Source organism: Streptomyces sp. NPDC059373 (assembly GCF_042751495.1).
Lineage (GTDB): Bacteria > Actinomycetota > Actinomycetes > Streptomycetales > Streptomycetaceae > Actinacidiphila.
This window is the reverse complement of the sequence record NZ_JBHYXC010000011.1, coordinates 165,098-188,708: the sequence shown is the minus strand read 5'-3', so window position 1 is coordinate 188,708 and position 23,611 is coordinate 165,098. Positions and strand designations below refer to the sequence as shown.

Below are 23,611 nucleotides of genomic sequence, written 5' to 3'. Positions count from 1 at the left end.
CATGCCCGGGCAACCGGAAGGTTCCCGGAGCCAGGATTTGTCACAGTACTCCATTTGGGCCACGCGGGTGGGCCGCCGCGCCGCCGAACTTGTCCCGTCCCAAGGGAGTTGAGTGGCGATCTTCACACGTCACTCGAAAGTGGAGGGAGCGTAAGGAGCGCCGACCGGGCGCAGGGCTACGCGCCGAGGACCCGCCGCAGGTAGTCGTTGGCGAAGAGCCGTCCCGGGTCGAGCCGGTCCCGCAGGGCGGTGAATTCACCGAAGCGCGGGTACACGCCGGCCAGATACTCCGCGCCCCGTGTGTGGATCTTGCCCCAGTGCGGACGCCCCTCATGGGCCGTCATGATCTTCTCGACCGCCGTGAAGTACTCCTGGTAGCGCGTACCTCGGTACATGTGCACGGCGACGTACGCGCTGTCGCGGCCCGACGCCGTCGAGAGGGCGATGTCGTCGGCCGGGGCGATCCGGACCTCGACCGGGAAGCTGATGCGGAAGTCGGAGGCCTCGACCAGGGCCTTGAGTTCGCGCAGCACCGACACGGCCGCCTGCCTCGGCACCGCGAACTCCATCTCGACGAAGCGGACCCGGCGCGGATGCGTGAAGACCTTGTACGGGATGTCGGTGTACGTACGCGCGGACAGCGCGCGGCTGCTGAGCTGGGCGATCCCGGGGATGACCGACGGCACGGCGCGGCCCACCGCGCAGGCGGCCTGGAAGACGCCGTTGGACAGCAACTCGTCGTCGATCCAACCGCGGACGGCCGGGACCGGGGCGGCGGGGCCCTGACTGCGGTTGTTGCGTTTGGTGTTGCAGCCGTCGGTGTGCGGGAACCAGTAGAACTCGAAGTGCTCGTTCTCGGCGGCGAGCCGGTCGAACTCCCCGACGACCCGGTCGAAGGTCATCGGCTCCTCGCGCGCGGTCAGCAGGAACAGCGGCTCGACGGCGAAGGTGATCGCGCTGATGACGCCCAGCGCGCCGATGCCGACCCGGGCGGCGGCGAAGACGTCGGCGTTCTCGTCCGTCGAGCAGGAGAGCACCGAGCCGTCGGCGAGCACCAGCTCAAGTGCCTTGATCTGGGCGGCGATCGAGGCGGAGTCGCGGCCGGTGCCGTGCGTGCCGGTGCTGGTGGCGCCGGCGACGGTCTGCTCCATGATGTCGCCCATGTTGGTCAGCGACAGCCCCTCGGCGGCGAGGACGGCGTTGAGCTGCTTGAGCGGCACGCCCGCCTCGACGGTGACGGTGCCCGCCGTGCGGTCGATCGCGCGTATCGCGCTGAGCCGCTCGGGACGGATCAGCACGCCGCCCGTCGCGGCGGCCGCGGTGAAGGAGTGCCCGGTGCCCACGGCCTTGGCGGTCAGCCCGTCCTCGCCGGCCTTGACGACCGCCGCGGCCAGCTCGTCCACGGAGGCCGGGGAGACGACCCGCTGCGGCCGGGCGGCGACGTTGCCGGCCCAGTTACGCCATGCGGCCTTCCCGGCGGTCCTGCTCGTCGTGCTCGTGGTGCTGCTGCTCATCACTGCGAGACCCCTCCAGCTCCAGCTCCGCCGCCGGCCGGAGCCGGCGGTACCCCAGGAAGGCCACCACCACGGCGAGCGCCGCTGCGGAGGCCGGTACCGTGTACGCCGCCCGGGCACCGGCCGAGTCGATCACCGCCCCGGCCAGCGAGGCGCCCAGCGCCACTCCGACCGCCAGCCCGGTGATCGTCCACGTCATGCCCTCGGTGAGCTTCGCGCGCGGTACCAGCTGCTCGACCAGGCCCATCGCGGTGGCCAACGTCGGTGCGATGGTCAGGCCCGAGACGAACAGCGCCACGGCCAGGAACGGCAAGTTTCCGACCAGTAGTGGCGGGATCATACTCACCGCCATCAGGGAAACGCCCAGCAGGAACCGATGAGATGCCGGACCCTTCGGGCGGAACAGCCCGAACAGGACGCCCGCCGTGCACGATCCGGCCGCGTACGTCGCCAGGACCAGGCTGGCCGCCGCCTTGTGACCGCGCTCGTCGGCGAAGGCCACCGTGGCGACATCCATTGCCCCGAAGATCGTCCCGGTCGCCACGAAGGTCAGCACCAGCACCCGCAGCCCGCGCGAGCTCAGCGCCGAGCCGCCGGAGTGCTGCCCACGCGGATGCGGGAGCGGTTCGGTCGAGTGCTGGGCGGCGAGCAGATACGCGCCCGCGGCGAGGAACAGCGCGGCGAGCAGCGGGCCGGCTTCCGGGAACCAGACCGTGCACAGCCCGATGGACAGGATCGGCCCGATGATGAAGCAGATCTCGTCCACGACCGACTCGAGGGCGTACGCCGTGTGCAGCAGCCCCGGTGAGCCCCCGTGGATCGCCGCCCAGCGGGCCCGCACCAGCGCACCCACGCTCGGCGTACTGGAGCCCGCGACCACGGTGCAGGCGAAGAACGTCCAGTCCGGCGCCCCAGCCCGTACGCACACCAGCAGCCCGGCGACGCCCGTCACGGTGACCGTCGCCGCCGGGCGCAGCACCCGCCGCTGCCCGTAGCGGTCGACCAGGCGGGAGATCTGCGGGCCGGCCGCCGCCTCGGTCAGCGCGAAGACGGCGGCCAGCCCGCCGGCGAGGCTGTAGCGGCCGGAGACCTGGGAGATCATCGTCACGATGCCGATGCCGAGCATGGCCATCGGCATCCGCCCGACGAACCCGGCGGCGGAGAAGCCCCTGGTGCCGGGGGCGGCGAAGATCGCGCGGTAGGGGCTGGGCAAGGCGTCTCCACGGCAGCGTTGCCGAAGGTGGTCAGGAATGTAGCTGCTCGACACAGCTTACGGAGCAGGCGCAAGTCATTTCCCGGCACGGGGTCCGCTCGCGGGCCGCCGGGCGAGTGGCAGGATCGGAGGCATGTCCGATCAGCTCGCTCCCACCACAGCCGTCCCCTATGACGCCTTGCTGCTGCTGTCCTTCGGCGGCCCCGAAGGGCTGGACGACGTCGTCCCCTTCCTGGAGAACGTCACGCGCGGCCGTGGCATCCCGCGCGAACGCCTGAAGGAGGTGGGGCAGCACTACTTCCTCTTCGGCGGCGTCAGCCCCATCAACGCGCAGAACCGCGAGCTGCTCGACGCGCTGCGCAAGGACTTCTCGCAGAACGGCCTCGACCTCCCCGTCTACTGGGGCAACCGCAACTGGGCGCCCTATCTCACCGACACCCTGCGTCAGATGACCGACGACGGCCACCGCCGCATCCTCGTCCTCGCCACCAGCGCCTACGCCTCCTACTCCGGCTGCCGCCAGTACCGCGAGAACCTCGCCGCCTCCCTCGCCGCCCTGGAGGCCGAGGGCCGGCCCGTGCCGCGCGTCGACAAGCTGCGGCACTACTTCAACCACCCCGGCTTCGTGACGCCCATGACGGACGCCGTCCTCGCCGCGCTGGCCGAACTGCCGGAGGACGTACGGGAAGGCGCGCACCTCGCCTTCACCACGCACTCCATCCCCACGGCCGCCGCCGACACCTCCGGCCCGGTGGAGGCCCACGGCGACGGCGGCGCCTACGTCGCCCAGCACCTCGACACCGCCCGGCTGATCGCCGACGCCGTACGTGAGGCCACCGGCGTCGACCGCCCCTGGAGGCTGGTCTACCAGTCGCGCAGTGGCGCCCCGACCATCCCGTGGCTGGAGCCCGACATCTGCGACCACCTGGAGGAACTGCACGCCACCGGCACCCCGGCCGCCGTCATGGTGCCGATCGGCTTCGTCTCCGACCACATGGAGGTCAAGTACGACCTCGACACCGAGGCCACCGCCAAGGCCGCCGAGCTCGGCCTCCCGGTCGCCCGCGCCGCGACCGTCGGAGCGGACCCGCGCTTCGCGGCGGCCGTACGGGACCTGGTGCTCGAGCGCGCCGTGACCGAGCGGGGCCTCGCGGTGGAGCGCTGCGCGCTGGGCGCGCTGGGGGCGAGCCACGACGTCTGCCCGGTCGGCTGCTGCCCGGCGCGCAGCCCGCGCCCGGCCGCGGCGGGTGCCCAGTGACCGGCCGGCTGAAGGACGAGCTTCTGGCCATCGCCCTGGAGGCGGCCGCCAGGGCGGGCGCACTACTGCGCGACGGCAGGCCGGCGGATCTCGGCGTGGCCGCCACCAAGAGCAGCCCGATCGACGTCGTCACGGAGATGGACATCGCCGCCGAGAAGCTCATCACCGGCATCATCACCGACCGCCGGCCCGCCGACGGCCTGCTGGGCGAGGAGGGGGCCAGCAGCGAGGGCACCAGCGGCGTGCGCTGGGTCATCGACCCGCTGGACGGCACCGTCAACTACCTCTACGGGCTGCCCTCCTGGTCCGTCAGCATCGCCGCCGAGGTCGACGGCGAGACCGTCGTCGGCGTGGTCGTGGCCCCGATGCGCGGCGAGACCTGCCATGCCGTGCTCGGCCAGGGCGCCTTCGTCAACGGCGAGCGCGCGCACTGCCGTCCCGCCCCGCCCTTCGAGCACGCACTGGTCTCCACCGGCTTCGGCTACCGCCTCGAAGTGCGCACCCACCAGGCCGCGGTCGCGCACCGCCTGATCCCTCAGGTGCGGGACATCCGCCGCGCCGGGTCCGCGGCCATCGACCTCTGCGACGTCGGCTCCGGCCGCCTGGACGGCTACTACGAGCGCGGCCTCCACGCCTGGGACTACGCCGCCGGCGCGCTCTTCGCCCGCGAGGGCGGCGCCCTGACCGGCGGCCGCCCCGGCGAGCCGCCCAACCCCGACCTGACCGTCGCGGCGGTCCCAGGCACCTTCGAGCGCCTGCAGCGCCTGCTGGACGACCTCGGCGCCTGGCACGACTAGGGGCCTGGGGCCTGTCCGGCGGACCAGGGCCGGACAGGCCCTGGCCATGGCCGCCCCTCGGGACTGTCTACGTGCGTAGACGCGGGCACGCAAACGCCCCGGCACCCAGCGGGTGTCCGGGGCGAGCGGGCCGGGTCCTGTCAGGCGATCTTCGGCAGGACGTCGACGCCGTGCTCGGCGGCGAGGCGACGCAGGTCCTCGAGCTCGGCCTGCTCGACCTCGGCGAGGAAGTCGTCCCCTGACTCCCTCGCGAGACGGATGTCGGACTCGGTGCTGTGTATGCGCTGCAGGATTCCGGTGGTGAACGCGTCCATATGGCGCCCCCTCGTCGTCGTCGGTGACACAGGGTGTGTCCGAGGTGTGTGGTCCAGGACCCTCGGATCACGCAGCGGCTCTGCCACGGGACGAGATGACGATGAAGGTACGCGCCCAGTGGGCGTGATCGGGGGTTGAAATCGTCCTCCCCAGGCGGAACGGAAGGGAAACCTCAACCCGTAGAAGAATCTTCCCGGGCGAAAGCCACCGTCGTACACCGGCGCCGTCCGGCGAGGCCATGGCCTCTTACCGTCCGTTTACCGTGCGTCGGTGCACGATGTACGGGGGGATGTCTCATGCTCGAGTGCTCATGCTCATCGGAAGGAACAGCGCCTTGCGCGTATTGGTCGTCGAGGACGAGCAGCTGCTCGCCGATGCGGTAGCCACCGGACTACGACGCGAGGCCATGGCCGTCGATGTCGTCTACGACGGTGGCGCCGCCCTGGAGCGGATCGGGGTCAACGACTACGACGTCGTCGTCCTGGACCGCGACCTCCCGGTGGTCCACGGTGACGATGTCTGCCGGAAGCTCGTCGAGCTCGGCCTGCCCACCCGGGTGCTGATGCTGACCGCCGCCGGCGATGTGAACGACCGCGTGGAGGGCCTGGAGCTGGGCGCGGACGACTACCTGCCCAAGCCCTTCGCCTTCAGCGAGCTGACCGCCCGGGTGCGGGCCCTGGGCCGCCGTACGACGGCTCCGCTGCCGCCCGTACTGGAGCGCTCAGGCATCAGGCTGGACCCGAACCGCCGGGAGGTCTTCCGCGAAGGCAAGGAGATCCATCTGGCGCCCAAGGAGTTCGCGGTGCTGGAGGTGCTGATGCGCAGCGAGGGCTCCGTGGTGTCGGCCGAGCAGCTGCTGGAGAAGGCCTGGGACGAGAACACCGACCCCTTCACCAATGTCGTCCGGGTCACCGTCATGACGCTGCGCCGCAAGCTCGGCGAGCCCGCCGTCGTCGTGACCGTGCCCGGCTCCGGCTACAGGATCTGATCCGCCGTGGCCGCTTCCCCACCAGAACAGTCGTCCCCGCTGTCGGCCGCCGTACCGCCCAAGCCGACCTGGGACCCCAGGCCGCCGCTGCGCCCGATGCCGCTGCTGCGCCCGACGATCCGGATAAGGCTCACCGTGCTCTACGGGGGCATGTTCCTGATCGCCGGCGTCGTCCTGCTGTGGATCATCTACCTGCTCGCCGCGCAGGGCATGCACCAGAGCAGTGTGCTGCCGTTCCGCCTCATCAGCGCCGAGTTCCAGCGCACCAACACCAGCTGCGACCTGCCCAGCGGCAACAGCGCCGCCTTCAACCAGGCGGTGGCCGACTGCATGCAGAAGCAGAGTGAGGTCGCGCTCAACACTCTGCTCAAGCGTTCGCTGCTGGCCCTCATCGGTCTGGCCGTGCTCGCCTTCGCCGTCGGCTATCTGCTCGCCGGCCGGGTGCTGTCCCCGCTGGGCCGGATCACCCGCACCGCGCGGGCCACCGCCGGCTCCGACCTCAAGCGCCGGATCGAGCTGGACGGCCCGGACGACGAGTTCAAGGAGCTCGCCGACACCTTCGACGAGATGCTCGAACGGCTCGACCGCTCCTTCGACGCGCAACGCAGGTTCGTGTCGAACGCCTCGCACGAACTGCGTACGCCGCTGGCCATCAACCGCACCCTCCTGGAGGTCCAGCTCTCCGATCCGGAGGCGTCCGCGGACCTGCAGCAGCTCGGCAGGACCCTGCTGGCCACCAATCTGCGCAGCGAGCAGCTCGTGGAGGGCCTGCTGCTGCTCGCCCGCAGCGACAACGAGATCGTGGACCGCAAGCCGGTGGACGTCGCCGAGGCGGCCTCCCAGGCCCTCGAGCAGACCCGTAGCGAGGCGACCGCCAAGGGCGTAGAGCTGCGCAGCACGCTGGAGCCCGCCGTCGTGCAGGGCAACGGGGTGCTGCTGGAGCGGATCGCGCTCAACCTGGTGCAGAACGCCGTGCGCTACAACGTCCCGAAGGAGGACGGCGGGCAGGACGGCCCCTGGGTCGAGGTCACCACCGGTGCCGAGGGCGGCCACGCCCTGCTCACCGTCTCCAACACCGGGCCGGTGGTCCCGGCGTACGAGATCGACAACCTCTTCGAGCCATTCCGCCGGCTTCGTACCGAGCGGACCGGCAGCGACAAGGGGGTCGGTCTCGGCCTCTCGATCGCCCGTTCCGTGGCCCGGGCCCACGGCGGCACCATCTCCGCGGTGCCGCGAGAGGGAGGCGGCCTGGTCATGAGGGTCGCCATCCCGATGTGATCCACGTCCCATCGACAGGTGACAGGGCCCGGACCGTGTTCGCTTTGGGCGGAATTTTGCGGTCTGGACCCCACCGAGGGACCCTGTGAGCGATCACACATACGATTCCCGCCACATGCACACTCCGTGATCGCGAAGATCGGAAAAAGTTCCGATAAATCCATGTTTCCGCAGGTCATGATCACGGGAAGTACACGTGGTGGCGTGAGCGAGGTGCGACATGAGGGCCGTTTCCGGTCGTGACCGGCAGCCGATGCGATCACCTCTTCGGGGGTTCGGTTGGGTGTCGATTGAGTAACGGCACTTGATGTAAGGCAAAATCTCCGCTTCGGGTCGGGCACAAGACCGGCCTCCCACGCGTTACGTGCGCTGGAGACACCGCAGACACCCAGAGGGGGAGAGCGACACATGGCTACTGATTACGACACACCACGCAAGACCGACGATGACGTCAACGAGGACAGCATCGAGGAACTCAAGGCTCGGAGGAACGAGAAGTCCACGTCCGCAGTGGACGTCGACGAGTTCGACCAGGCCGAGGGTCTGGAGCTGCCCGGCGCCGACCTCTCCAACGAGGAGCTGTCGGTCCGTGTGCTGCCCCGCCAGGCCGACGAGTTCACCTGCATGAGCTGCTTCCTGGTCCACCACCGCAGCCAGCTGGCCGCGGAGAAGAACGGCAACCCCATCTGCCGCGACTGCGCGGCCTGACGGAGCCGGGTGGACATGGACAGCGACGACGAGCGAGGCCGCGCGGCCTCGCTCGCGGGCGCGGAGGGCGCCGAGATCATCGACGCAGGCGCCATAGGCGCCGGTGACGGGGTCAAACGCTCCCGGACCCAGGTGGCGGTCGGGGTCGGCCGCAAGGGCCTCACAAGCCTCGCGGAGCGGCTTCTCGAGGCGGCCCCGCGGATTCCGGTACGCGACCTGCAGACGCTCCGGCGGCAGTTTCCGGGGCTCGGCCCCGAGGAGATCGCCGACAAGCTCACCAGCGGCGCCGTGAAGGGCACGGCGACCGTCGGCGCGGGGATCGGGGCCGCCGCGATGCTGCCCACCCCGCCGGCGATGGCGGCCGAGCTGGCGGCGGAGACCTTCGCGGTCGCCGTCGTCGAGTACAAGCTCATCGCCGAGCTCCACGAGGTCTACGGGCTGCGCGCCCCGGGCTCCGTACGGCAGCGGGCGACCTTCTACCTCGCCGAGTGGACCGAGCGGCGCGGCATCGACGTCACCAAACCGTCGACCGTCAACATCGCCCTCGGCGTGAAGATGAAACGGGAGCTGCGCCAGCAGCTCCTCAAGCGCACCCTGCGCAACCTGCCGACCCTGACCCCCTTCATGGTCGGCGCGGCCATCGGCGCCGTTATGAACCGGCGCGACACCAGCAAGCTCGCCGAGCGCGTCCGCAAGGACCTCCGCGAGCACCAGATCACCTGGGACGAGCTGGAAAAGCTGGACGAGCCGCTCCCCGCGCCCGACGAGCCGCCGGCCATCGAATCCTGAGCTAGTGCCCCTCCCGGCAAGCTTTGCCCTGTCGCACCGCCCAGCACGCACGCTCGCGGCGTTGGCCAAAAGTCCTGGTAGCTCCGCTACAAGGACTTCCGGCCGCCTTGCGATCGCACGCACCGGACGACGCTCCTTGACGGGCAAACATTGCCGGTCACGGCACTAGTGCGTCCTGACGGCCTGCAGCGCGGCCGCCAGCTTCTCCGGGGAGCGCGTCGAGAGGTAGGCGTACGGAGTGGGGTCGGCCGGGTCCGTGATCTCCACCTTCAGCGCCGTGGGGACGTAGGCGCGCAGCAGCATGAAGGCCCGCGGGTCCGCCTTGTGCTGCCGCCAGGCCAGCGCCTCCTCGGCGTCCAGCACCGTCGCCTCGCCCAGCGCCTCGACCGGGATCCGGGCGTCCCCCGCGACCAGCGATCCGGCGACGACGCGGATCCGCGCCGAGCCGTACGAGCTGACCGCCGCCGCGGTGAGCGCCGCCCCGCCGACCAGGCCCGCCAGCATCGGCAGCGTCCCCAGCGGGAGCAGGATCAGCGCGAGCGAGAGACCCGCCCCGGCGGCCAGGAACCACCAGGAGCGCGGCACGGTGAGGCGTTCGTCGTAAGGCTGCATGTCACCAGCTTGGCACGGGGCCTAGTCCGTGCGGCGCTTGAGGGCGCCCTGGACCCGGCCGAGGGCCCGGGGGGCGCCGCGCAGGCCGGTGGCGACCTGCTTGGCCCAGTCGGTGGCCTGGGTCGGGAGGGCCGCGTCCAGGACCGCCGTGGAGCGGGCGCTGCCGCCGACCAGGTAGCGGGGGAGGGGCCGGCGGGTGGTGAGGGCCTTGAGGACCGCCAGAGCCACCGGACGGGGGCCCGGAAGCTCGCGGCGCAGCATGTCGTCGGCGGCGTCGTACTGGTCGCTGTAGGCGGAGGACTGCGCGTCCGGCATCAGCCCGGCGCTGTGCTGCCAGATACCGGTGGCGTACGAGCCCGGCTCGATCAGGACGACCTTGACCCCGAAGGCCGCGGTCTCCATCCGCAGGGCGTCGGTGACCGCCTCCAGAGCCTGCTTGCTGGCGCAGTACCAGCCCATCATCGGAAGGGAGACGCGCCCGGAGATCGAGGAGACGTTGACGATCCGGCCCGCCCGCCGCTCGCGCATCGTGGGCAGCACCAGGCGGGCGATCCGCGCCGGGCCGATCAGATTGGTCTCCAGCTGGCGCCGTACCTGATCGTCGTCCACGTCCTCGATCGCCCCGGGCTGGGCGAAGCCCGCGTTGTTGACCACCGCCCAGGGCCCGCCGTCCGTGAGAGTGGCGATCTCCGTGAAGGCCTTGACGGTGGAGGTCGCGTCGGCGACGTCGAGCAGCACGGTCCGCACCGCGGCGCCGGTCCGCTCCACCGCCGAGCGCAGCGCCTCCGCTTTGTCCTCACCGCGTACGGTGCCGATCACGTCGAAACCGGCGTGCGCCAGCTCCATGGTGACGGCGAGGCCGATCCCGCTGCCGGCTCCGGTGACGACGACGGACTTGAGGCTCATGAGTGCTCCGTGCTGACGGGGACATAGGGCTTGCCCTACGGCTGACAAGACCAACGGACACCCGGCGGGAAAGGATCCCGCAGGAGGGTAGGGTCTCGGGCGTGAGTGCAGCGACAACAGACGACGGCCGGGCCCCCCGCCAGGCCCTGACCCCGCCACCGGACGCGGCCGCGCCGGTGCGGCACCCTGACGCTCCCGCGCCCGGTGAGCTGCTGGGGGCGCACTACGACCAGTGTTTCGGATGCGGCGACGCACAGCCCCACGGACTGCACCTCGAATCCCGCGCCGGCGACGGGGTGGACGTCACCGCCGAGTTCACCGTACAGCCTGCCCACCAGGGCGCCCCGGGCCTGGCGCACGGCGGGGTGCTGGCCTCCGCGCTGGACGAGACGCTGGGCTCGCTGAGCTGGCTGCTGCACACCATCGCGGTCACCGGACGCCTGGAGACCGACTTCGTACGCCCTGTGCCCGTCGGCACGACCCTGTACCTGGCCGCCCGCGTCACGGCCGTCGCCGGACGCAAGATCTACGCGACCGGGGTGGGCCGGATCGGCGCTCCCGACGGCCCGGTCGCGGTCCGGGCCGAGGCCCTCTTCATCGAGGTCAAGGTCGAACACTTCACGAACAACGGCCGCCCGGAAGAGGTCAGTGCCGCCATGGCCGACCCCGACCAGGTGCGGGTCGCCCGCGCCTTCGAGGTGAACCCGTGAGCGGCGGGAGCCGTCCGCCGCTGGACGTACTCATCCGGCGCCTGGACGACAGCGTGCCCATTCCCTCGTACGGGCAGCCGGGGGACGCGGGTGCGGACCTGATCACCACCGAGGCCGCGGAACTCGCCCCCGGCGAGCGCGCGGTGCTGCCCACCGGGGTGTCCATCGCGCTCCCCGAGGGGTACGCGGCCTTCGTACATCCGCGCAGCGGGCTCGCCGCCCGTTGCGGAGTAGCCATGGTGAATGCCCCGGGAACCATTGATGCCGGGTACCGTGGGGAGATCAAGGTGATCGTGGTCAACCTGGACCCTCGCGAGAGCGTGCGGTTCGAGCCGGGAGACCGGATCGCCCAGCTGGTCGTCCAGCAGGTCGAGCGGGTCCGCTTCCAGGAGGTGGCGGAGCTGCCAGGCTCTGAAAGGGGCGCGGGGGGCTTCGGCTCCACAGGGGGTCATGCCGCGGTGGTGGGCCCCTCGGCTACGGCCAGTAATGGATACGCTTCGGTCATTGTTGACCGGGAAGGACAGTGACGTGTTCCGTCGTCGTCGCAAGGAGCGCGCAGACGCCCTCGACGAGCTCGAGGCCGAGAGCCCTGACGAGCTGGCCGAAGACGCCGAGGAGTCGGACGACTCCGTGGAGTCCCGTCGGTACAACCTTCCGCCCGCCCCGAGGCCGGACGGGCCCTGGGATCTGAGCGAGGTCAAGGATCCCGCCGACGGCCGGGTCGACCTCGGCGGTCTTTTCGTGCCCGGAGTCGAGGGCATGGAGCTGCGGGTCGAGGTGGCCGGTGAGTCCATCGTCGCCGCGACCGTGGTGCTGAAGGACAGCGCCGTCCAGCTGCAGGGCTTCGCCGCCCCCAAGTCCGAGGGCATCTGGGGCGAGGTACGCGACGAGATCGCCTCCGGCATCACCAGGCAGGGTGGCATCGTCGACCTCGTCGAGGGCCCGCTCGGCTGGGAACTGCGGGCCCAGGTGCCCGTACAGCTGCCGGACGGCACCAATGGCGTGCAGCTGGTCCGCTTCGTTGGTGTGGACGGCCCCCGCTGGTTCCTGCGCGGAGTGATCTCCGGCCAGGGCGCGGTCCAGCCGCAGGCCGCCGGACTGCTGGAGCAGGTCTTCCGGGACACCGTGGTCGTACGCGGCGAATCGCCGATGGCGCCCCGCGACCCGATCGTCCTCAAGCTGCCGAACGACGCGCAGATGGTCCCCGAGGGCGTCGCCCAAGACACCGAGGGCAAGTTCTCCGACGGCATCGACCCGATGCGCCGGGGCCCGGAGATCACCGAGGTCCACTGACCCGTACGCGTAAAGCCGGTGGCCCGGAGCTGTGGAGAACAGCTCCGGGCCACCGGCTTTTTCCGGACTCAGGCGTTGACGACCACCTTGTGCTCGGCCGTGAACGGCCTGCCCGCGATCAGCTCGGACTCCCGTCCGTCCGGGCCGACCGGGAAGTCACCGATCAAGGTGACCCGGTGCAGGGTTCGTTGGACGTCGAGGTGCTCGATGTCGCGCGGCGCGAGGTGGGCGGTGGCGCGGTTGTCCCAGAAGGCGACGCTGCCGGGCTCCCAGCGGAAGCGGACGGTGTACTCCGGGCGGGTGATCTCCCCGTAGAGGAGGTCGAGGATCGCCCGGCTCTCGCGCGGGGTCACGTCGACGATGTGGCTGGTGAAGCCGGGGTTGACGAAGAGCGCCCGTTCGCCGGTCTCGGGGTGGACCCGGACGACGGGGTGGACGGCGACCAGGAGGTTGTCGTTGATCCGGCGGGCGTACTCGCTGTCGCCGGTGGGCCTTTCGGCGCCGCCGTAGCGGTGCTCGGCGCGCAGGGTGTCGACGAAGGCCCGCAGCGGGGCTGACAGGCCCTCGTACGCGGCCACGAGGTTGGTCCACTGGGTGTCGCCGCCGAACTCCGGGACCGTCTCGGCCCGCAGGATCGATCCTGCGGGCGGGTTGACGGCGGCCGTGACGTCGGTGTGCCAGCCGGCGAAGTAGCTGTACTGGCGCTTCTTGACGGCCTCGCGGAACCCGGCGCCGTAGCGTTCCTCGTAGCGGCGCGGGTCGATGGTGAAGATCTCCGGGTGCTCCTGCGGAGGGGCGTCGTCGTGCGGGTGGGCGTAGGTCAGGTCGCCGAACTGCCGGGCGAAGGCGATCTGGGCGGCGTGGTCGAGCTGCTGGCCGCGGAAGAAGACGACCTTCCAGCGGTGCAGGGCGGCCTTGACGGCGGCCAGGTCCTCGTCGGGCAGGGGGCGGGAGAGGTCGACGCCGGAGATGTCGGCTCCGGTGTGGCCCGAGGCGGGCTTGACGGTGGCGGTCATCGGGTTCAGCCCTTCTGTCCGTCGCCCGGCTGGGCGAGCGCGGTGTTGTACGTGGTGTCGTCCCCGGCGAGCGAGCGGCTGCGTGTCCCGTCCACCGACACCGGCACATCGCCCGCGAGGGTGATCCGCTGGACCCGCCGCGGCAGCGTGCCGTAGTCCGCGAGCGCGTAGTGCTGGGTGGCGCGGTTGTCCCAGCACCTTCGTGAAGTTGGCCGTGTTTTGTTGCGGGTGGGGGTGGTCATGCGGCTCCTCCGGTGTGGGCGTGGGTGAGCTGTTCGGCGGGGATGATGCCGGCGACGGCGGGTGGGTCGGCGGGTTCCAGCAGGCGGCTGTGGGTGCCGTCGACGCCGATGGGGATGTCGCCGTCGAGGGTGATGCGGCGGACGAGGCGGGGTTGGTCGGCGTAGTCGTTGACGGCGTAGTGCTGAGTGGATCGGTTGTCCCAGATGGCTACGTCTGCGGCTTGCCAGTGCCAGCGGACCTGGTTTTCGGGCTTTTCGACGTAGGACTGGAGGAGTTCGAGGATCAGGCGGCTGTCGTTGGCGGGGAGTTCGGCGATGCGTTGGACGAAGCCGCCGAGCAGGAGGGAGCGTTCGCCGGTTTCGGGGTGGACGCGGACGACGGGGTGTTCGGTCTTGAAGGCGGTGGAGCTGAACGTCTCGTAGTAGAGCTTGGCGGCTTCCGTGGTGAGGTCGGGGCGTTCCACGAGGCGGGCCGCGTAGTCGTAGGCGTTGGTGTGGACGGCGCGGAGTTTGTCGGCGAGTTCGCGGATGGGGGCGGGGAGGGTGTTGTAGGCGGCTGCGGTGTTGGACCAGATGGTGTGGCCGCCGCGCTCGGGTACGGTCACCGCGCGCAGGATGGATGCCTTGGGGTAGGCGGGGACGAAGGTGACGTCGGTGTGCCAGTGGTCGGCGCGGCCGCCTTTCGCGGAGTCCAGTTCGAGGACGTAGCGGTCGTCGGCGGAGGGCACGGTGGGGTGGGAGACGGGGTGGCCGAGCAGGCGGGCGAAGGCTTCCTGGCCGGTGTCGTCGAGGTGACGTTGGCCGCGGAAGAAGATGACCTTGTGTTCGTGGAGGGCGTCGAGGATCTGGCTGATGGTGTCGGCAGGCAGGTCGCCGGTGAGGGTGACGCCGCGGATCTCGGCGCCGATGCGCCCGGAAACCGGGATCACGTCGAGGGCGGTCTGTGCGGGTGCGGTCATGGTGAGGCAGCTCCAACGGGGTGCGGGCATAGCAGGGAGGCCCCGTGGTGGGGGCAGAGGCCGTGCGGGAACCGGCTAGAGGCGGCACGGGAGACGCGGGGCGCCGCTGGCTCAGCGGGTGGATCCGGCGGCGCGGCGACAGCCGAGCCCTGCGAAGTGGTGGGCGCGGAAGGCGTTGACGGCCTGCCGCCCGGCGGCGTCACGCGCCGCAGCCCTCCCAGTCGCATCCATAGCTCGATTGTGCGAGGGCCGGTGCAGCCCTCGCAATGTTTTGCAACACCGTGGAAGAAACCCTCGTGCAGCCTTGCTGTGCGCGCCGGAGATCCTGTGCTTGCGCGGGCGGGCCGTCGACGAGAGGGGCCTTATCGTGCTGCCTGCGGGAATGAGCAGCCGACGTTGGTGGTGCATCCCGTCCACGCAGGGCCGGCCGCGATGTCGGCCCCGTTGACCAGGGAAAACAGCTTGATCGTCAAGCCATGGACGTCCATTCCGAAGACGGGTGGCGGCTGAATGCTCGCAGGCCGCTTGGCCTCCCGTAATACGCGTCATACACTATCGGTATGGCCAAGACCAGGATCAGCATCAGTCTCGACGAGGAGCACGCCGAGCGCATCAAGGTCCATGCCGAACGGGCCGGGATGGACGTCTCCGCGTATCTCGTCAATGCCGCCACTCGGCAGATGGCCGAGGCGGAAGCCATCGAGGCACAGTTCTCCCAGGTGGACGAGGTGATCGCCGCAGCCGAGGTCGAAGCTGCCGCGCTGCCTCCGCTGCCGGAGGTTGCTGAAGGCGATCTGACCGAGGAAGAGCGGCGCGAAGTCCAAGAGGCCCTGGATCTCATTTATGGTGCGGACCGTCCTGCCGCCGGTCCGGGGGAAGCTGCGTGACCGCCCGCGTTCCGGTGTACGACACGGGGATGCTCATCGCCCTGGCCGACCGCAAGGCCAAGGCTGTCCGCCTGCACGGCGGGCTCAAGGGCGCGCCGCACCGTGCGGTGGTGCTCGGCCCGGTACTTGCTCAGGTATGGCGACCCCATCCTGCTATCGTGCACGCGCTCGCCGGCGTGATGAAGGACTGCACGGTCCCGCAAGCCCGCACTGCCGCCGCAGCGATGCGTCCGACCAGTGCCGGGCAGACCCCGTGCATGGCCTGCGCGACTGGGCCTGACCTGACGGACTGGCACCGTATCGGCGCCGCGCTCGGCATGGCGGAACTGCCACCGAAGAAGCGCCCGGACGCAGTGGACGCCTTGGTCGCACTGACGGCCGTGCGACATGGCAGTGCTGTCGTCTTCACCAGCGATCCCGACGATCTAAGGGCTTATCTGTCAGCACTCAAAGCCCAGGACGTTCACGTGGTCCAGGTGTGACGCCCGCGCTGAGAGCTGTATCTCGATGTCCCTTACGAGGAGAAGGCGAAGAAGGAGCTGCGTGCCCGATGGGATGGGGAGAACCGCCTCTGGTACGTCGACGCCGCATGCGTCACCCTCGTCCAGGCCCACCGCTGGCTGCCCTGAAATGCGAGCTGCGGCGTGGGTGCCGTGGACGTGTGCTGGTAAGTCCGGCGATTGGAATTTGCGGAATGTGGGGCGGCCTGGCTCCGCGCGCAGGCATCTCCTAGAAGAGGGGGCGCTCAGGTCTGGACTGTCAGGGGTGGCGGGGTCCAGCGGTTGGTCCGGAGGCTGGTGGAGGTTACGCCGTACTCGCTTTTGAGTTGTTCGGGGATGGCGTACTGCATGACACGGCCGCGGGTGAGCGCGCTGAGTTCAAAGAGGGTGGTGAAATGGCCGAGGCGGTCCAGGGCCCAGGCTCCTAATGGGGAGTTGTCTTCGATGCGTTCGAGGATCCCGAGTAGGGCGGGGGCTGTTTTGACCGCTGTGTCCCAGGCGGTTCGTGGCACTTGGAGCCAGTCCGCGCAGGTGTCACCGATGAGGTAGCGGACGAGAGCTGCGACCAGGGGGTCGAGTAGGGTTCCGGGGACGACCTCCTCGTAGAGGTCGATGAGCTGGCGGGTCAGCCGGGCGCCTTCCTCGGACGGGCCCATGTGCCGCGTCATGTAGAGGTCGGAGAACTGCCGGGCGCTGCCCAGGTCGGCCGGTGCGTGGTCGAGGCTGATGCCGAGCATCGCGCCGACAACGCGCCAGGCGTAGAAGTAGGACTCCGCTCCGTCGACCGACATGTGGATACCCAGGCGGTGCATCGCGTCCAGGACCTGGATGGAGAACATCATCTGGCCGCCGATCATGTCCTCCTGGCAGATCGGCGTGCCGAGCCCGGCCGCGTCCCAGCGGCCTTCGCGGTTCAGGTGGTAGCGGATGGAGGCATGTAGCAGACGCACCTTCTGCGCGGCAGGGATGAACCGGCTGCCGGCTTCGAACGCGTCGGGCTGCATCAGGTAGACGGTGAACTGCCCGGTCTCGGCCATGCGCCGAGAGGGGTATTCCAGAGAGTGGGTGGCGCTGAGCAGCTTCGCCACGTGCGGGACGGCGTAGCAGGCCGGCATCGCCGCGAAGGACAACGCCGTGCAGATGTGCACGTTGTTGTCTACGAAGAACAGCCGGGCCTTTTCCATCTCGCCCCAGTCCACCCAGGCCGGTGGTGTGCTGGTCGCGTGCAGGTATTCGCGGGCCACGTCGGGCAGCCCGTCGGGGAGATCCTGGCCGGCGGTGGAGAAGTAGCGCATGAGCGTGTTGAACTTGCCGATGTCTCCCCGCTCGAACAGGGTGTTCACCGTCGCGTCGGCAAGTTCGTCACCCAGGACCCGCAGGGCGTTCATGGATTCTTCTGTGTAGGACATAGGGTCCTTTCGGCAGATTCAGAACTGGCGGGCTGTGGCCGAGGCCATCAGCTGGGACAGTGCGTCGGCCGCGCAGGCCGGCAACGACGCGTGTGCGAGGGCGCCGGTTGCGGCGTGCACGCGTTGAGTGATCATTTCCTCGATGCGGGCGGGTGCTCCGGTGCGCTGCATGATCGCCCGTATCCGCGACAGGCCCTCGGCGTCCGGATTGCCCCGGCCGAGCAGGCCGCGCAGTTCCCTGCGCTCGGCCGTGGTTGCGGCCGACCAGGTTTCGGCGAGCAAGGCGGTGGGCCGGTTGCCGCAGATGTCGTCCAGATTCGACTTGCCGGTGCGCTCCGGGTCGCCGAAGAGGCCGAGCAGGTCGTCGCGTAGCTGGAACGCTTCACCCAGGGGCAGTCCGTAGGCGGTGAAGGTTTTCATCAGTGAGCCGGGGGCACCGGCCAGTGCGCCACCGATGTGCAGTGGGTGCTCGACCGTGTACTTGGCGGTCTTGTACCGGATCACCTGCAGCGAGCTGCCTGTATCGGGCCGAGCGCCGGTGCGCAGGATCTCCAGACACTCTCCGGCGATGAGTTCTCTGGCCATGACCGCCCACAACCCGCGGGCCCGGGCCAGGTAGGCCGCGGGCAGGCCGCAGGAGGCGAACAGTTGCCCAGCCCACGACATCAGCAGGTCTCCGGCCAGCATGGCCAAGGCCCGGCCGCCGGTTTGGGAGCGTGTCCGGCCGGTGAACGCCGAGCGCAGGGCAATGTGGGCGCTCGGCATGCCGTGCCGCACCGGGCTTTCGTCGATCAGGTCGTCGTGCACGACGGCAGCGGTGTGCACCAACTCCATCGCCGCGGCGGCCCTTACCAACGCATCGCTGTCCGGTTGTCCGCCCGCTCGCCACCCCCAGTAGCAGAAGGCCGCCCGCAGACGCTTGCCCCGAGCCACGGCTACGGCCAACTGCTCAGCCACCGGAATCAGATCGGGGTCGACAGCGACGAACTGCTCCAACTCCCGCTGCGTGAACTCATGCAGCTCTGCGTCCACCCGGGACCGGAGCGCATCCTGCTCCCGATTCTCACTCATCGCTCTGACCGAGACGCGCGGCAACCCGACGAGCAAGCAGTTCCATATGAGGTTCGCTCACCAAGGCATGTCGTCGAAGTGCCAGCCGCCCCCGTGCCTTCATCTCCTCCTGACCGTCCTGCGCCAGCTCGGCCAGGTCCGACCGCCGCAACACCACCTGCGCTCCCCGCAAGACAGCCCCAATACCGCTGAGCACCAAGTCAGCCACCCCGGCAGCCACCAGCGCGGCATCGATCCCCTGGCTGTCTCCGGCACTGTCACTGGCTTGCGTCACGGCATCCCCCCTCGTCTCCCCGCCGGCACGAACACCTGCGGCCCTTGAGGGAGAGTCTGTCCAGCCCGTCGGAATTCCAGTGGGCATAGACCACAATGAGTGATCAATTTATAAAACCTGCCCAAAGGGTTCCAGCAGTGCTATAAGCGGTGCCTGTTGTGCTCCATGACCGGCGAGCCTTGCTGACCGTTGATGGGAGGGGAAGTCACGTACCGATCATCAGTACGGTTGCCGGTACCCCGTTTATCAGAAGCGAGCACGCTGGCTGGCTGATCCGCCCACAGTCCAGGCAACCGCCTTTGCGCCTCGCCAGCGCCATTGCGGCGAGCGACAGTCCAAACAGGTAACTCGGTACGAAGGAAAGCGACTCGATATGCCGGACGCCCCACGCCGGCCAACCCCGAATCGCGTAATCCATGCAATTCCCAGGACTTTGCTGTTAGGTGCGGCTACAGGAAGATGCGGAATGCTTGTGACTCGGCGCGCCTGACGTCGGTCTATGCCGCGCGAGAAAGGTCACCGTGCGGACTGGGGCTATTGCGGGGAGCGACGCCCACGAATCAGTCAGGTGCCACCCCTCTCCCGGTCCCGCATATTAGTGGATATGTGTCTCAATATTTCAAATGAAAGTTAGGTGCATGCCCTCTGTGGCTTGGGAATATTAGGCTATGGGGGATCTTGTTGGCTGCTCCCAGAGGGCGACGTCGCCCGGCGCCCAGCGCCAGCGCACGGTGTTCTCCAGCTCGGTGACGTAGGACTGGAGCAGCTGGAGCAGTTCGCGCGAGGCGTCCCCGGTCCAGCCGACGAAGCGGCGTACGAATCCGCCGAGGACCAGGACGCGTTCGCCGGTCTCGGGGTGGACGCGGACCGCCGGGTGCTCGGTCTCGTAGTTGACGGAGGTGAAGACCTCACGGTGGCGCTTGACGACCTCGTCCTCGTCGGTCGGGCGGTACGCCGCGTAGTCGTACTGGTTGGAGTGCACCGCCCAGAGCCGGTCGGCCAGTTCGCGCAGCTCGGACGGGAGATTCGTGTACGCGGTCGCGGTGTTGGCCCACACCGTGTCGCCGCCGTACGGCGGGATGGTGACCGCGCGCAGGATCGAGCCCAGCGGCGGGCTCTGCACGAAGGTCACGTCGGTGTGCCACTGGTTGGCCCGGCCGGTGGTCTTGCCGTAGTCCAGGTCGAGGACGGCCGGCGCGCCCTCCAGGGCGGGCACGGTGGGGTGGGCGGTGGTGGGAGTGCCGAAGCGGCGGGCAAAGCGCTCGTGCGAGGTTTCGTCGAGGTCCTGGCCCCGGAAGAAGACGACCTTGTGGTCGAGCAGGGCGGTGCGGATCGCGGCGACGGTGTCGTCGGTCAGCTCGGCGGCGAGGTCGACGCCCCTGATCTCGGCGCCGATGTTCCCGGCGACCTTGACGACGTCGATGGCGGTCTGTGCGGGTGCGGTCATGGCGAAGCAGCTCCAACTCACGGGTGACAGAAGGCCGGAAGGCGCGCGCTCAGCGCGCGCCGCAACAGCCGAGACCGGCGAAGTGGTGGGCCCGGAAGGCGTTGACCGTCTCCCGCCCGGCGGCGTCCCGCGCCGCGGCCCTTCGTGTCGCGTCCATGGACCCGAGTCTGCGGCGGGTGGTTGGCTGCGGCAACGATTTGCTACGCGCTGGAAGAAACCCCGGGCTGGCGTCGGCCCGGCCGGCGCAGCCGGCTAGCGGAAGTCCGTGATCTCCGGCGCGAAGACCGTACCCAGCGGCTCCGGGCCGATGTACTGCTGGCAGTTGCAGGGCCGCGCCTCGAACTGCAGGGGCTTGCGGTCGGCGTCCCAGGCGGTGGGTGCCTCGACCACCTCGTGGCACTTGCCGTGCTTGTCGTGCTTGGCCAGGTGGTGGGTGCAGCCACAGACCGGCTCGGGCGGCCGGTTCGCGGCGTCGAGGGCGAGCTGCTTGCGTTCAGCGGCCTTGACCAGCTCAAGCTTTCGCTTGTGACGGGTTTTCATGCCGCTGCGTACGCTCTCGGCGATCCGGCCCCCGCCGACCAACACGACCGGAATCAGCCACCACATCCAGCCACCCATGCCGGAACCCCCATTTCGACAAGCTGGGAGCAGCTTACGCCGTACGTGCTGTACGCGCCGTACGCAGTTCCATCGGCCGCCGGTACACGGCGTCGAGGACGACCGCGCCGGCCGCGACGGCCAGGACGCGGGTGCCGAAACTCGTGGGCACGACGGCGCGTTCGGGGTCGGCGCACAGATGTGAGTGCGCGGCGACCTCCTCGTACAGGTCGGGCAGCAGCTCGGGGAAGTGGATGGCTGCCTGCTCGGCGACGACGAGGACTTCGGGGTTGATGAGGTCGAGCAGCAGGGCCGCCGCGCGGCCGACCGTGCGGAGGCGTTCGCGCAGGACGCGTACGGCGCGGCGGTTGCCTTCGCCGGCGAGGGCGATGAGGAGCTGGAACTCGGGGGCGGGGATGATGCCGGCCTCGAAGGCGCGTTCCGCGACGGCGAGTTCGGAGACGGCGGCCTGGAGGCAGCCGGTACGGCCGCAGGCGCAGGCGTGCCGGGCCGGGCCGCCGAGGGCGAGGTGGGCGACGTCGCCGGCGCCGGAGCGGCGGCCGCGCAGGACGGTGCCGCCGGCGGCGATGGCGGCGTCCACGACATTGCCGACGAAGAGCTGGACCAGCTCCGAGCGCCCCGCCCCGGCGCCGAACAGCAGCTCGGCCTGTGCGAGGGCCCGGGCATGGCCGTCGACATGCACCGGCAGCCGGGTGGCGGCGGCCAGCACGCGCCGTACCGGGACGTCTCGCCAGCCCAGCGGGGTGTGCTCGACGACCGTGCCCTGCTCGGAGTCGACCCAGCCGCCGGTGACGACGCCCAGTCCGAGGACCGAGCGGCCGGCGGCGTGCCTGGCCAGAAAGCGGGGGAGGTGGCGGCGGATGTCGTCCAGGACTCCGCCTGAGTCGCCCAGGTGCGGGCGCCGTTCATGGGCGACGACCCGGCCACGCAGATCCACGACGGCGTACGTGGTGAAGTCCAGCGCTATGTGCACCCCGCACGCGGCGTGGTGCGACGGATCGATGTCCACCGGCACCTGGGGCCGCCCCGCGCGCGGCGGACCGGCCGGGGGCGGCAGCTCGCGCAGCAGCCCGAGGCCGATCAGCTCGGCGGTGTAGCGGGACACGGCGGCCGGGCTGAGTCCGGTGGCGCGGGCCAGCGCCGTACGGGCCAGCGGGCCGCCGTGCAGGACGGCCCGCAGCACGGCCGCGGTGCCGCCGCCCTCCCCGGAGCGGTCGGCGGCGGGCAGCGGCGCGGGCGGTGCGACCAGCGCGGGCCGCAGGGAAAAGTCGGAGACGGCGGTCATCGGCTCCCTCTCGCTCGATCGGCGGGACGGCGGACAGAGCCGGCGAGATCGCGGGGCTCAGCGGCGGCGCGAGTCCGTACAGCGGGAGGGTGAGGAAGCCGGAGAAGCCATGTGCCGATGCTCGCAACGGTCGGGGGCCGGGGTCAACGCCGTAGCGTTACAGGCGTATGGCAGTCGTGCGAAGTCTCACCCGAAGTCGTCCCGCCCGAATCCAGCCGCCGCCCGGCACACGACGGCGCTGCGGGCGCTGATCCTTCGGGCGCCGCCGGGTAGGCTTCAAGCATGAGTGGTACCACCCGTTCGGACCGACCCGCCAACCGCTTCCGCCGGATGCTCGACCGCCTGTCCTCGACGCAGGAAGAGCTGCATTCCGAGGAACTGCAGGAGGACACCCTGGCGGCCGGATGCCTGCCGATCAGCGCCTGCAACGACCGCGAGATCGTGACGGTGACCGGTACACTACGCGCGGTCACACTGCGACCGCGGGCCGGCGTACCGGCGCTGGAGGCCGAGCTGTTCGACGGCTCGGCCGCGTTGGACGTGGTGTGGCTCGGCCGCCGGAGCATCGCCGGAATAGAGCCGGGTCGCAAGATCATCGCGTCGGGACGGATCTCCATGAACCGTGGCCGGCCGGTGCTGTTCAACCCCAAATACGAGTTGCGTCCGGTCGGACAGGAGTAACGGGTGGCGTCGAACGACAAGCAGACGGACGAGCAGACGGACGAGTCGAGGGCCGTCACGGAAGCGGCCCTCTTCGTGGCCTTCGGCGGGGTTCGCGGCATGGTGGAGACCACCGTGCCCGGACTGGTCTTCGTCGCGATCTACACGGTCAACCGCGACATCCACATCGCCGCCATCGTCGCGGTGAGCCTGTCCGTGCTGCTGGGCCTGGCCAGGCTGGCCCGCAAGGACACCCTCAAGCACGCCTTCAGCGGCGTCTTCGGGGTCGCCTTCGGCGCGGTCTTCGCGATGATGTCCGGCAACGCCAAGAACTTCTACCTGCCGGGCATGCTCTACACCCTCGGCCTCGCCGTGGCGTACTGCGTGTCCGCCCTGGCCGGCTTTCCGCTCCTGGGCCTGATCCTCGGCCCGGTCTTCAAGGAGAACCTCTCCTGGCGGGACCGCAACCCCGGCCGCCGGGTCGCCTACACCAAGGCCAGCTGGGCCTGGGGCATCATCCTGCTCGCCAAGTCCGCGATCCTCTTCCCGCTCTACTGGTGGGGCAACGCCACCCAGCTGGGCTGGGTCAAGGTCGCCCTCGGCATCCCGCCCTTCCTCCTCTGCGTCTACCTGACCTGGATCTTCCTGGCCAAGGCGCCGCCGCCGATCGACGTGATCGCGGAGATGGAGGCGGAGGAAGAAGCCCAGAAGGCCGCCAAGAGGGCCGCGAAGGAGGCCGCGGAGGCCGAGAAGATCGCGCAGCCGCTGCTGGACGAGTGGGCCGACCGGGTGGTGACCGAGGCCCGGACCGAGCACGCCGACCGGCGCTACCCGCCGAACCGCTGACGCGTCGGACACCGCA

28 protein-coding genes are annotated in these 23,611 nt (G+C 70.1%); 14 read left to right on the top strand and 14 right to left on the bottom strand.

The window, feature by feature from the left end:
- Nucleotides 1-176: 176 nt before the first annotated feature.
- Nucleotides 177-1,514 (bottom strand): D-arabinono-1,4-lactone oxidase, encoded by a 1,338-nt coding sequence (locus ACFXJ5_RS18250; protein WP_384631531.1) that lies wholly within the window; start codon nucleotides 1,512-1,514, stop codon nucleotides 177-179.
- Nucleotides 1,456-2,727 carry an MFS transporter gene (locus ACFXJ5_RS18245; RefSeq protein ID WP_384631529.1) on the bottom strand — a complete coding sequence of 424 codons (1,272 nt, stop codon included), beginning with the start codon at nucleotides 2,725-2,727 and terminating at the stop codon, nucleotides 1,456-1,458. Before ACFXJ5_RS18245 ends, ACFXJ5_RS18250 begins: the two co-directional genes overlap by 59 nt.
- A gap of 133 nt (nucleotides 2,728-2,860) precedes the next feature.
- On the opposite strand from ACFXJ5_RS18245, the gene ACFXJ5_RS18240 reads away from it, so the two are divergent.
- Together ACFXJ5_RS18240 and ACFXJ5_RS18235 are read left to right on the top strand one after the other, a co-directional pair.
- Nucleotides 2,861-3,985 (top strand): ferrochelatase, encoded by a 1,125-nt coding sequence (locus ACFXJ5_RS18240; RefSeq protein ID WP_384631527.1) that lies wholly within the window; start codon nucleotides 2,861-2,863, stop codon nucleotides 3,983-3,985.
- Complete coding sequence (locus ACFXJ5_RS18235; RefSeq protein WP_384631525.1) at nucleotides 3,982-4,782, top strand: inositol monophosphatase family protein; 801 nt, start codon at nucleotides 3,982-3,984, stop codon at nucleotides 4,780-4,782. The genes ACFXJ5_RS18240 and ACFXJ5_RS18235 overlap by 4 nt, the downstream gene beginning before the upstream one ends.
- A 140-nt stretch (nucleotides 4,783-4,922) precedes the next feature.
- On the opposite strand, the gene ACFXJ5_RS18230 is transcribed toward ACFXJ5_RS18235, so the two are convergent.
- Complete coding sequence (locus ACFXJ5_RS18230) at nucleotides 4,923-5,096, bottom strand: hypothetical protein (RefSeq protein ID WP_384631523.1); 174 nt, start codon at nucleotides 5,094-5,096, stop codon at nucleotides 4,923-4,925.
- A gap of 335 nt (nucleotides 5,097-5,431) precedes the next feature.
- Here ACFXJ5_RS18230 and ACFXJ5_RS18225 point away from each other — a divergent pair, with 335 nt between their 5' ends.
- From ACFXJ5_RS18225 to ACFXJ5_RS18210, 4 genes are all read left to right on the top strand, one after another.
- The gene (locus tag ACFXJ5_RS18225) at nucleotides 5,432-6,085 is read left to right on the top strand and encodes a response regulator transcription factor (protein WP_384631521.1); all 654 of its coding nucleotides are present in this window, start codon (nucleotides 5,432-5,434) and stop codon (nucleotides 6,083-6,085) included.
- Between the two features lie 6 nt (nucleotides 6,086-6,091).
- Nucleotides 6,092-7,363, top strand: coding sequence for a sensor histidine kinase (locus ACFXJ5_RS18220; RefSeq protein WP_384631520.1), 1,272 nt, complete (start codon nucleotides 6,092-6,094; stop codon nucleotides 7,361-7,363).
- A gap of 408 nt (nucleotides 7,364-7,771) precedes the next feature.
- Nucleotides 7,772-8,071, top strand: a complete 300-nt coding sequence (locus tag ACFXJ5_RS18215; RefSeq protein ID WP_384631518.1) for a DUF4193 domain-containing protein — start codon at nucleotides 7,772-7,774, stop codon at nucleotides 8,069-8,071.
- A gap of 15 nt (nucleotides 8,072-8,086) precedes the next feature.
- Nucleotides 8,087-8,860 carry a hypothetical protein gene (locus tag ACFXJ5_RS18210; RefSeq protein WP_384631516.1) on the top strand — a complete coding sequence of 258 codons (774 nt, stop codon included), beginning with the start codon at nucleotides 8,087-8,089 and terminating at the stop codon, nucleotides 8,858-8,860.
- Between the two features lie 165 nt (nucleotides 8,861-9,025).
- On the opposite strand, the gene ACFXJ5_RS18205 is transcribed toward ACFXJ5_RS18210, so the two are convergent.
- Nucleotides 9,026-9,472 (bottom strand): DUF3093 domain-containing protein, encoded by a 447-nt coding sequence (locus tag ACFXJ5_RS18205; RefSeq protein WP_384631514.1) that lies wholly within the window; start codon nucleotides 9,470-9,472, stop codon nucleotides 9,026-9,028.
- Nucleotides 9,473-9,493: 21 nt separating this feature from the next.
- The gene (locus tag ACFXJ5_RS18200) at nucleotides 9,494-10,378 is read right to left on the bottom strand and encodes an SDR family oxidoreductase (protein WP_384631513.1); all 885 of its coding nucleotides are present in this window, start codon (nucleotides 10,376-10,378) and stop codon (nucleotides 9,494-9,496) included.
- Between the two features lie 101 nt (nucleotides 10,379-10,479).
- On the opposite strand from ACFXJ5_RS18200, the gene ACFXJ5_RS18195 reads away from it, so the two are divergent.
- Genes ACFXJ5_RS18195 through ACFXJ5_RS18185 form a run of 3 tightly spaced genes read left to right on the top strand, consistent with a single transcriptional unit; the run spans nucleotide 10,480 to nucleotide 12,381 of the window.
- Nucleotides 10,480-11,088 (top strand): PaaI family thioesterase, encoded by a 609-nt coding sequence (locus ACFXJ5_RS18195; protein WP_384631512.1) that lies wholly within the window; start codon nucleotides 10,480-10,482, stop codon nucleotides 11,086-11,088.
- The gene (dut, locus tag ACFXJ5_RS18190; protein ID WP_384631510.1) at nucleotides 11,085-11,615 is read left to right on the top strand and encodes a dUTP diphosphatase; all 531 of its coding nucleotides are present in this window, start codon (nucleotides 11,085-11,087) and stop codon (nucleotides 11,613-11,615) included. Before ACFXJ5_RS18195 ends, dut begins: the two co-directional genes overlap by 4 nt.
- Nucleotide 11,616: 1 nt before the next feature.
- Nucleotides 11,617-12,381, top strand: a complete 765-nt coding sequence (locus ACFXJ5_RS18185) for a DUF3710 domain-containing protein (RefSeq protein WP_384631508.1) — start codon at nucleotides 11,617-11,619, stop codon at nucleotides 12,379-12,381.
- A 68-nt stretch (nucleotides 12,382-12,449) separates the two neighbouring features.
- On the opposite strand, the gene ACFXJ5_RS18180 is transcribed toward ACFXJ5_RS18185, so the two are convergent.
- Genes ACFXJ5_RS18180 through ACFXJ5_RS18170 form a run of 3 tightly spaced genes read right to left on the bottom strand, consistent with a single transcriptional unit; the run spans nucleotide 12,450 to nucleotide 14,598 of the window.
- On the bottom strand, nucleotides 12,450-13,397 hold the full coding sequence (locus ACFXJ5_RS18180) for a TauD/TfdA dioxygenase family protein (protein WP_384631506.1): 948 nt from the start codon (nucleotides 13,395-13,397) through the stop codon (nucleotides 12,450-12,452).
- 5 nt (nucleotides 13,398-13,402) lie between these two features.
- Nucleotides 13,403-13,639 (bottom strand): hypothetical protein, encoded by a 237-nt coding sequence (locus ACFXJ5_RS18175; RefSeq protein WP_384631504.1) that lies wholly within the window; start codon nucleotides 13,637-13,639, stop codon nucleotides 13,403-13,405.
- Nucleotides 13,636-14,598 carry a TauD/TfdA dioxygenase family protein gene (locus ACFXJ5_RS18170; RefSeq protein ID WP_384631502.1) on the bottom strand — a complete coding sequence of 321 codons (963 nt, stop codon included), beginning with the start codon at nucleotides 14,596-14,598 and terminating at the stop codon, nucleotides 13,636-13,638. Before ACFXJ5_RS18170 ends, ACFXJ5_RS18175 begins: the two co-directional genes overlap by 4 nt.
- A 560-nt stretch (nucleotides 14,599-15,158) precedes the next feature.
- Here ACFXJ5_RS18170 and ACFXJ5_RS18165 point away from each other — a divergent pair.
- From ACFXJ5_RS18165 to ACFXJ5_RS18155, 3 genes are read left to right on the top strand one after another with little or no spacing between them, the layout of a single operon-like run.
- Nucleotides 15,159-15,485: a ribbon-helix-helix protein, CopG family gene (locus ACFXJ5_RS18165; RefSeq protein ID WP_384631500.1), complete on the top strand. Its 327-nt coding sequence runs from the start codon at nucleotides 15,159-15,161 to the stop codon at nucleotides 15,483-15,485.
- Complete coding sequence (locus tag ACFXJ5_RS18160) at nucleotides 15,482-15,967, top strand: hypothetical protein (protein WP_384631498.1); 486 nt, start codon at nucleotides 15,482-15,484, stop codon at nucleotides 15,965-15,967. Before ACFXJ5_RS18165 ends, ACFXJ5_RS18160 begins: the two co-directional genes overlap by 4 nt.
- 15 nt (nucleotides 15,968-15,982) lie before the next feature.
- Nucleotides 15,983-16,114 (top strand): DUF5710 domain-containing protein, encoded by a 132-nt coding sequence (locus tag ACFXJ5_RS18155; RefSeq protein WP_384631559.1) that lies wholly within the window; start codon nucleotides 15,983-15,985, stop codon nucleotides 16,112-16,114.
- 116 nt (nucleotides 16,115-16,230) lie between these two features.
- Here ACFXJ5_RS18155 and ACFXJ5_RS18150 read toward each other — a convergent pair whose 3' ends face one another.
- The 6 genes from ACFXJ5_RS18150 to ACFXJ5_RS18125 form a co-directional block, all read right to left on the bottom strand.
- The gene (locus ACFXJ5_RS18150; RefSeq protein WP_384631496.1) at nucleotides 16,231-17,394 is read right to left on the bottom strand and encodes an oxygenase MpaB family protein; all 1,164 of its coding nucleotides are present in this window, start codon (nucleotides 17,392-17,394) and stop codon (nucleotides 16,231-16,233) included.
- Nucleotides 17,395-17,412: 18 nt separating this feature from the next.
- Nucleotides 17,413-18,465, bottom strand: a complete 1,053-nt coding sequence (locus tag ACFXJ5_RS18145) for a polyprenyl synthetase family protein (RefSeq protein ID WP_384631558.1) — start codon at nucleotides 18,463-18,465, stop codon at nucleotides 17,413-17,415.
- Entirely contained in the window at nucleotides 18,458-18,739 is a 282-nt protein-coding gene (locus ACFXJ5_RS18140) for a polyprenyl synthetase (protein ID WP_384631494.1), read from the bottom strand. The genes ACFXJ5_RS18145 and ACFXJ5_RS18140 overlap by 8 nt, the downstream gene beginning before the upstream one ends.
- A gap of 661 nt (nucleotides 18,740-19,400) precedes the next feature.
- The gene (locus tag ACFXJ5_RS18135) at nucleotides 19,401-20,186 is read right to left on the bottom strand and encodes a TauD/TfdA dioxygenase family protein (RefSeq protein ID WP_384631492.1); all 786 of its coding nucleotides are present in this window, start codon (nucleotides 20,184-20,186) and stop codon (nucleotides 19,401-19,403) included.
- Between the two features lie 252 nt (nucleotides 20,187-20,438).
- Nucleotides 20,439-20,804: a hypothetical protein gene (locus tag ACFXJ5_RS18130; protein ID WP_384631490.1), complete on the bottom strand. Its 366-nt coding sequence runs from the start codon at nucleotides 20,802-20,804 to the stop codon at nucleotides 20,439-20,441.
- A 34-nt stretch (nucleotides 20,805-20,838) separates the two neighbouring features.
- The gene (locus ACFXJ5_RS18125; RefSeq protein ID WP_384631488.1) at nucleotides 20,839-22,089 is read right to left on the bottom strand and encodes an ROK family protein; all 1,251 of its coding nucleotides are present in this window, start codon (nucleotides 22,087-22,089) and stop codon (nucleotides 20,839-20,841) included.
- A gap of 282 nt (nucleotides 22,090-22,371) precedes the next feature.
- On the opposite strand from ACFXJ5_RS18125, the gene ACFXJ5_RS18120 reads away from it, so the two are divergent.
- Both ACFXJ5_RS18120 and ACFXJ5_RS18115 read left to right on the top strand, forming a co-directional pair.
- Nucleotides 22,372-22,770: an OB-fold nucleic acid binding domain-containing protein gene (locus ACFXJ5_RS18120; protein WP_384631487.1), complete on the top strand. Its 399-nt coding sequence runs from the start codon at nucleotides 22,372-22,374 to the stop codon at nucleotides 22,768-22,770.
- Nucleotides 22,771-22,773: 3 nt separating this feature from the next.
- On the top strand, nucleotides 22,774-23,595 hold the full coding sequence (locus ACFXJ5_RS18115) for a DUF3159 domain-containing protein (protein WP_384631485.1): 822 nt from the start codon (nucleotides 22,774-22,776) through the stop codon (nucleotides 23,593-23,595).
- The last annotated feature ends 16 nt before the right edge of the window (nucleotides 23,596-23,611 follow it).